Annotated in this window: 8 protein-coding genes; 4 read left to right on the top strand and 4 right to left on the bottom strand. The window is 39.1% G+C overall.

The window, feature by feature from the left end:
- Nucleotides 1–224 precede the first annotated feature (224 nt).
- Nucleotides 225–1208, bottom strand: coding sequence for an RNA polymerase sigma factor, RpoD/SigA family (locus tag H6F45_RS25715; protein ID WP_137668750.1), 984 nt, complete (start codon nt 1206–1208; stop codon nt 225–227).
- A 423-nt stretch (nt 1209–1631) separates the two neighbouring features.
- The gene (locus H6F45_RS25710; protein ID WP_190348767.1) at nt 1632–2057 is read right to left on the bottom strand and encodes a hypothetical protein; all 426 of its coding nucleotides are present in this window, start codon (nt 2055–2057) and stop codon (nt 1632–1634) included.
- A 135-nt stretch (nt 2058–2192) separates the two neighbouring features.
- Here H6F45_RS25710 and H6F45_RS25705 point away from each other — a divergent pair, with 135 nt between their 5' ends.
- Nucleotides 2193–2336: a hypothetical protein gene (locus H6F45_RS25705; RefSeq protein WP_190348766.1), complete on the top strand. Its 144-nt coding sequence runs from the start codon at nt 2193–2195 to the stop codon at nt 2334–2336.
- 4 nt (nt 2337–2340) lie between these two features.
- On the opposite strand, the gene H6F45_RS25700 is transcribed toward H6F45_RS25705, so the two are convergent.
- Nucleotides 2341–4071 (bottom strand): ATP-binding protein, encoded by a 1731-nt coding sequence (locus tag H6F45_RS25700; protein ID WP_137668756.1) that lies wholly within the window; start codon nt 4069–4071, stop codon nt 2341–2343.
- A 62-nt stretch (nt 4072–4133) separates the two neighbouring features.
- Between H6F45_RS25700 and H6F45_RS25695 the strand changes: the two genes are divergently transcribed.
- Nucleotides 4134–4388 (top strand): hypothetical protein, encoded by a 255-nt coding sequence (locus H6F45_RS25695; protein ID WP_242052727.1) that lies wholly within the window; start codon nt 4134–4136, stop codon nt 4386–4388.
- Here H6F45_RS25695 and H6F45_RS25690 read toward each other — a convergent pair.
- Entirely contained in the window at nt 4332–5126 is a 795-nt protein-coding gene (locus tag H6F45_RS25690; protein ID WP_096566169.1) for a glutathione S-transferase family protein, read from the bottom strand. The genes H6F45_RS25695 and H6F45_RS25690 overlap by 57 nt on opposite strands.
- Nucleotides 5127–5812: 686 nt before the next feature.
- On the opposite strand from H6F45_RS25690, the gene H6F45_RS25685 reads away from it, so the two are divergent.
- Entirely contained in the window at nt 5813–6511 is a 699-nt protein-coding gene (locus tag H6F45_RS25685) for a fasciclin domain-containing protein (RefSeq protein WP_190348765.1), read from the top strand.
- 10 nt (nt 6512–6521) lie between these two features.
- Nucleotides 6522–6758: a hypothetical protein gene (locus H6F45_RS25680; RefSeq protein ID WP_190348764.1), complete on the top strand. Its 237-nt coding sequence runs from the start codon at nt 6522–6524 to the stop codon at nt 6756–6758.
- Nucleotides 6759–7052: the final 294 nt, after the last annotated feature.

The following is a 7052-nucleotide window of genomic DNA, read 5'->3' as shown; positions in this document are numbered from 1 at the left end:
GAAAATTTCTTTGCCATCTCTTGAAATCCCAAAAAATGCACACTTTTTCCGGTATACCCTTCAAAACCCTTGCACTAATTTCTGTGTTTATCAGCCTCTAACCTTTGATATATCAAGGTTTTAGGTTTATTCAGCAAACCCTAACTAAAAAAATTGCCCCCTGAAATCAGGAGGCAACCCGCCAAAAGTCATATTTTCTCACAAGCAGGTGCTTGTCTACGCTTTTAGCTGGCAACGTATTCTTTAACATTGGCGCGACGACGGCGTAAATGTGCAAGTGCTTGATGTTCTAGTTGACGGACTCGCTCACGGCTAAGTTTCAACCGTTCACCAACTTTCGCCAAGGACATTTCATTACCATCTTCTAAACCAAACCGTAAAGCTAAAACTTCCCGTTGTTGGGGTGTGAGTTCTGCCAACAGGTTATTTAAGTCTTGGCGCAAAAATTCCTGATTGGTGTAATATTCTGGAGATGGACCTTCATCTTCCAACATTTCTTGCAGTTCGGTGTCTTGGTTATCACCAACCCGCACATCTAAAGAAACTGGTTGACGTGCCATATTCAGATACTCACGAATCTGAGCAGGTTCTAATTCCAGTTCTTTGGCGATTTCTGTTGGTGTTGGGGACCTGCCCAACTTTTGCGCCAACTCCCGTTGCACCTTTTTAATTTTGTTCAGCTTTTCGGTAATATGGATAGGTAAGCGGATAGTGCGACCTTGTTGAGCGATCGCTCGTGTAATCGCTTGCCGAATCCACCAGTAAGCATAAGTCGAGAATTTATAACCCCGCATGGGATCAAATTTCTCTACCCCCCGTTCTAAACCTAATGTTCCTTCCTGGATTAAATCCAGAAATTCCATATTTCGCTTCTGGTATTTTTTGGCAATAGCCACAACCAAGCGCAAATTCGCTTCAATCATTTTTTGCTTGGCTCGCTTACCTAACGCCACCGTATGTTTAACTTCATTTTCTGATTGGTTAACATGGGCAGCCCATTCTGCTAAACTAGGTTCATGGTCTAGTTTTTTCGCTAAAGCTTCTTTAGCTTCCAGAAGCGTCATCATTTGCTGCACCTGCTTCCCATAAACAATCTCTTGCTCACGGGTTAGCAGTGGCACACGTCCAATTTCCCGCAGATAGGTTCGCACCATATCAGCCGTAAATTTGGCATTCAGGTTTTCATTTTCGTTGTTAACAGTAGGCATTGGTGCGTTGTCCTCTACTCCCTATACAAAATCAATCTTTTCTCAACTAGGGTGAATTAATAAGGGTGGCATACACATCCATAGACATCATCAAAGCTACTATAAGCAATCTATTTATTTATATAGCCGTTGTCACGACGGTGCTACCCTGGCATGGGTTCCCCCAACCCTCCTTTAATTTTGGAATATCTTAGAAGCACACTGGTTGGTTTTCAAGAATTCTTCCTTTCTTTTGCGGATGACAGCATTTGTCAAACACGAAGTCAGTATGAGTTTTACTTTTCTTATGGTACGGTAAATTTGGCAGATAGTAAAGAGCAGCAGCTAAATCTTCCTATTATATAGTAGAATGGACTGGCTGCTAAATTTTATTTTCAACTTCCTTAAAACCCTAACTATAGCAGGAGTCAGGAGTCGTCAGGACTAAGCATTCAGGCGATAAATTATCAATTTTCTGAACAGGCTATTTTCCTCTAAGGGCGAAGCATTCAGGCGATAAATTATCAATTTTCTGAACAGGCTATTTTCCTCTAAGGGCGAAGCATTCGGGCGATAAATTATCAATTTTCTGAACAGGCTATTTTCCTCTAAGGGCGAAGCATTCGGGCGATAAATTATCGATTTTCTGAACAGGCTATTTTCCTCTAAGGGCGAAGCATTCGGGCGATAAATTATCGATTTTCTGAACAGGCTATTTTCCTCTAAGGGCGAAGCATTCGGGCGATAAATTATCAATTTTCTGAACAGGCTATTTTCCTCTAAGGGCGAAGCATTCAGGCGATAAATTATCAATTTTCTGAACAGGCTATTTTCCTCTAAGGGCGAAGCATTCGGGCGATAAATTATCAATTTTCTGAACAGGCTATTTTCCGAATGCTTCGCCCCTACAGGAGTACCACATATCTATAGTGACGTTAAAAACCCCTCTTCTGTTGCTTACAAGTGGCCGGATAACCGAACTTATCAAGCTACCCCAATGGAGGGATGTCACGAATTTATAAGAGTTCAGGAGTTCAGGAGGCAGAAGACAGAAGGCAGAAGGCAAGAAGTAATATCTTATTTTCCCCAATCACCAATCACCAATCACCAGTCACCAATCACCAATCACCAATCACCAATCACCCTTGAATTACTAAAAACCTAAGTCAGCTTTAGCGAGTTCTGCGGCCGCAAAAACTTCTGCATCTGACTTTTCTTCCCAAACTTGATCACCAATTTCCCCATAAAACACCGTATCATAGGGACGTGTACGCACTACTACTGGCATGGGTACGGCATGACCTAAAATTAAAGCTTGTTGTTTAGAATCTAACTTAGCTAAGACTGAACGCAAAGCTCCCCCACCCGATACACCTGTAAAAATAGCATCAATATCTTTCTCGTCGTTAAGTAAAGCAGTGATGCGAGTACCAATTTGGGACATAACTTCATTATCTATCCCAGACGGACGCTGATCAACTACCAAAAGTGTTACAAAATATTTCCTCAGTTCCCTAGCTATAGTCCCAAAGATGGTACTTTGAACCACTGCGGGATCAAGAAAACGATGGGCTTCTTCTATTGTAATCATTAATGGTGTTGGCCGATCCAAGGGATTTTTGCTTTGCAGAAATTTATCTGCTCTTTTGACATAATGCTCATGTATACGTCTGGTGATCATATTCGTCACTAACATATAAGAGAGCATATTTGACTGAGACCCAAATTCTATCACTACATTTTTGCCAGCTTCCAAAGATTGTACTATTTTTTTAATATAGTTCTGGGGACAAACTGCCCGCATATATTTTAAACTATCTAAACGTAATAATTTACGCTGCAAAGAAGTGATTGAGCCTGGATGTCCTGGCTTGTCTTCACAAAACATTTTAATATCCTCACTGGTCATGTTGAACAATTGAGGAATCCAAGATTTACCTAACTCATTACATAAGATATTAGCATTGTCTAAAGCTGCTTCGGTAATACCTAACTCTCTAGCACATAACTTAATATCTTCTACTTCTATTTGTTCATAACTTAAATATAGTTCTTGTGCATCCCTGACACCTCTACGCTTAGTTGATTCTGGATCAAGAGTATAAACTTCGACTTTACCAGGAAATAACTGTTTTAAACCTTTAACCGTGTTAACTTCTTTACCTTCTGCCACTGCTTCCCAACCATATTCTGAGTGCATATCAAAAATTAAGTTAACAGCGGCATTTTTACGAATCACACCGGCTAAAAGTAAGCGTGTCAGAAACGATTTACCAGTCCCAGATTTACCAAAAACGCCATTACTTCGTTCCACAAAACGGTTTAAATCAATACAAATCGGTACATCCATATCTAAGGGTTTACCGATAGAGAAGTTGTTTCTGTGGGGGTCATCTTCCCAACCAAACACCCGCCGAAAATCCTCTTCATTAGCTTCGTAAACTTGGCTAAAATGACTAGGTATAGTTTTTACAGGTAGCAATTCCATTGTAGTGCTGGTTTGAGGTTGGAAAGAAGCTAAACCTGTAGCAGATGGTACAAAGGTATTGAAAGATTTACCGTTAACAGAGAAAAAAGATTCATTGGTTTCCGGGGTAAACATCAACATGGGTGCGAGGTTGATCATCCCATAAGTACCGCTTCCCGCTAAAATCTCCCGTAAAAAAGTATCTTCCCAACCAGGGGGGTTAGCGATAATTCGCGCATTTGCTGTTCCTAAAGATACATCTGTTAGCATACAGAAAAAACGCGATCGCACCCCTTGAACTACAAGAAATTTACCTACCCGCATATCTTCTACAGAGATATCCGGGTGTAATCTTACTTCTAAACCTCCAGTGAGAGAACCTTCAATAACTGAACCTAATGGTTGTCCTGAATTCATTTTAGATAGGTAATTGGGAATGGGGAATTGGGAATTGGGAATTGGGAATTGGGAATTGGGAATTGGGAATTGGGAATTGGGAATTGGGAATTGGGAATTGGGAATTGGGAATTGGTAATTCGGTTATTCATCTTCCCAGTCACCAGTCACCAGTCACCAGTCACCAGTCACCAGTCACCAGTCACCAGTCACCAGTCACCAGTCACCAGTCACCAGTCACCAGTCACCAGTCACCAGTCACCAGTCACCAGTCACCTAAATTAATCAATTTCTATCGAAGTAGGTGCGCTTCCGGTAGCGGGGGGTTTACCTGTTAAGGGTTTTCTGAATTGTTCATAGAGGCGATCGCGCCAGGTGAAAAATGGTTCATAATCAGGATTATCGGCTAAAATTGGTAATCCTTTACCTCTGAGAGATTCTGGTAAATCCAAATAAGGACCTTGTGGAAACTTCAATAATATTGATAATCCTGCAACTGCTAAATCAGCTATAGTGGGTTCATCTCCCAACAGATAAGGACTATCTGCTAATAGTTCTGTGAGGATTTCTAAATCTTGTTTTAAACTAGCGATCGCAGAATTTATGATATCAGGAGTAAAACCCACCCCAAAACCCAAGACATTGAGAAAATCACCTGGTACACCTTCAACCACAGATTTCAAAATATCTGGTGTGGAGACTGGTAATAAAGATTTGCGGAAATTTTGATCTTGACTGATCGCAGCAAACAAAGCTTTTCTACCCTTAATTCCCATTGTCTCATCTGCCCAATCTTCTAATAATAACGCCTGAGCGCGTTTTTTCTTATCCTTTGGTATCAGTGGACGATCTGGGTATTCCGAGTCTAAATACTTAGCAATTTCCGTCGAATCTACAATATATCTATGTCCATCCTTTAATACTGGTACTTGTTTCTGACCAGTCAAACGAAACAATTCTACTTGTCCAATTCCGGGAGTGACTTCAATTTTGCGATACTCTAAGCCTTTATAATCAAGGCATAGACGCACTTTTTCTGAATATTGAGATAGTTCCCACTGATATAATTCCAGCATATTCTCTTCCGTGCTAACTAACTTATTTATCTATTTTACAATTCTATCTTGAGTTTAAGTAATTTTTCTAGTAACTATTCAGTGTGTGATTGATGTAATTTTTGGGATTACTTGAAAATTGAGAATTTATAATTATCTGCTAATGGGTATTTTAACTCTCCATGAAACAGCTTTGACTACAGAGGCGGTTAACACTAATCATTTTTCATGAAAAATCATGAAACCATAAAAATCATAAAATTTAAGTATGGTGATTTATTATAATATTTTGAACCACTCCAAAACAATTAATATTTACATTTTTTGATAATTATAATTATGCAAACAAAATTAATCTTACCTATTGAGTGAAAACAAAAATGTCCGTCTTTCTTCACTGATAACTGTAAATATTTCAAGAGGACAATTTATTATTATAATTATCTAATTTTATGTCTGAGTAAAATTAGATGTGTTTAAAAAGTATAGTTGCCCATAAATAACTGGTAGATGCGACGATAATTCAGACAGATCAACAACGTACAACAAACCGTCATCCCCAAAATGCTAATAGTAGGCATTAGCTGATATAGGAATCCTATTTAATTATTGAACAATAATCCGTACACCCAATTCCCTATTCCCTTGGTTTAATGAAATGTTATAAGTTTTTATGTAACTTGTCAAAAATAAAGACAAAAAAACTTATGAAGGCTAATTACAGCAAATTATTGACCAATATCGCTGGAATACTGGGAGTAACAGGAGTTAATCTCCTGATTACTTTACCATCTAGAGCAGAAGTAGTGCCAAATCATGATGCCAACATCAAAATTACAACAATTACAACAATTACAACACAGATAGCCCAGTCTAGCGGCGATGGAGTGCTGAATCCTAGACCAAGTATTTTCAACGAACCTCCTTACAACCGTGGTACTGCACCTAGCGAAACTCCAAGAGTCACACCACCAACCCAGACCACAGAAACCAAAAACGTTGTAGAAGTTGCTGAATCAGCAGGTAATTTTAAAACCCTCATCAAAGCTTTAGAAGCGGCTGGACTTAAAGAAACTTTGCAAGGTGCTGGACCATTTACAATTTTAGCGCCCACAGATGAAGCCTTTGCCAAACTACCACAGGACGCGGTGCAGGATTTGTTAAAGCCAGAGAACAAAGAGATTTTGGTGAAAATCTTAACTTATCATGTCATACCAGGTAGAGTTCTTTCTAGTGATTTAAAATCTGGAGAAGTCACCAGCTTACAAGGAGATCCCATTAAGGTTCTAGTCAATCCTTCTAAGGGAGTATCTGTGAATGATGCTCAAGTAACAAAAGCAGATATTCCAGCAAGTAACGGTGTAATTCATCAAATTGATAATTTGATTTTGCCACCAAGTCTGTAAAATCAACCCCTTGCAAATACAGCAGAAGTCAGGAGTCGTAGGGGCGAAGCATTCGGAAAATCACCTGTTGATAAAATTGATAATTTATCGCCCGAATGCTTCGCCCTTACAGGAAAATCACCTGTTGATAAAATTGATAATTTATCGCCCGAATGCTTCGCCCTTACAGGAAAATCACCTGTTGATAAAATTGATAATTTATCGCCCGAATGCTGATGCTTCCAGCACGCTTCGCGAACGCCCTTAAAGAAGTCAGAAGTCAAGAGTTATTTATTTTGAATTTTGGCTGCAAGGATTTTGGATTGTTTTTCTCAACTCCAATCTAAAATCTAAAATCTAAAATCTAAAATCTAAAATCTAAAATCTAAAATCTAAAATTTTTCTCCCCAATTCCCAATTAGGGTTTGCTGAATAAACCTAAAACCTTGATATATCAAAGGTTAGAGGCTGATAAACACAGAAATTAGTGCAAGGGTTTTGAAGGGTATACCGGAAAAAGTGTGCATTTTTTGGGATTTCAAGAGATGGCAAAGAAATTTTC

The organism is Sphaerospermopsis sp. FACHB-1194 (assembly GCF_014696235.1).
Lineage (GTDB): Bacteria > Cyanobacteriota > Cyanobacteriia > Cyanobacteriales > Nostocaceae > Sphaerospermopsis > Sphaerospermopsis kisseleviana.
Note: the sequence above shows the minus strand (reverse complement) of the source record. Positions and strands in the feature narration are given on the sequence as shown.

Excerpts from the sequence above, each read along its gene's own strand:
- H6F45_RS25715 (WP_137668750.1), bottom strand. The coding sequence starts at position 1,208 with ATGCCTACTGTTAACAACGAAAATGAAAACCTGAATGCCAAATTTACG.
- H6F45_RS25705 (WP_190348766.1), top strand. The coding sequence starts at position 2,193 with ATGTCACGAATTTATAAGAGTTCAGGAGTTCAGGAGGCAGAAGACAGA.
- H6F45_RS25700 (WP_137668756.1), bottom strand. The coding sequence starts at position 4,071 with ATGAATTCAGGACAACCATTAGGTTCAGTTATTGAAGGTTCTCTCACT.
- H6F45_RS25690 (WP_096566169.1), bottom strand. The coding sequence starts at position 5,126 with ATGCTGGAATTATATCAGTGGGAACTATCTCAATATTCAGAAAAAGTG.
- H6F45_RS25685 (WP_190348765.1), top strand. The coding sequence starts at position 5,813 with ATGAAGGCTAATTACAGCAAATTATTGACCAATATCGCTGGAATACTG.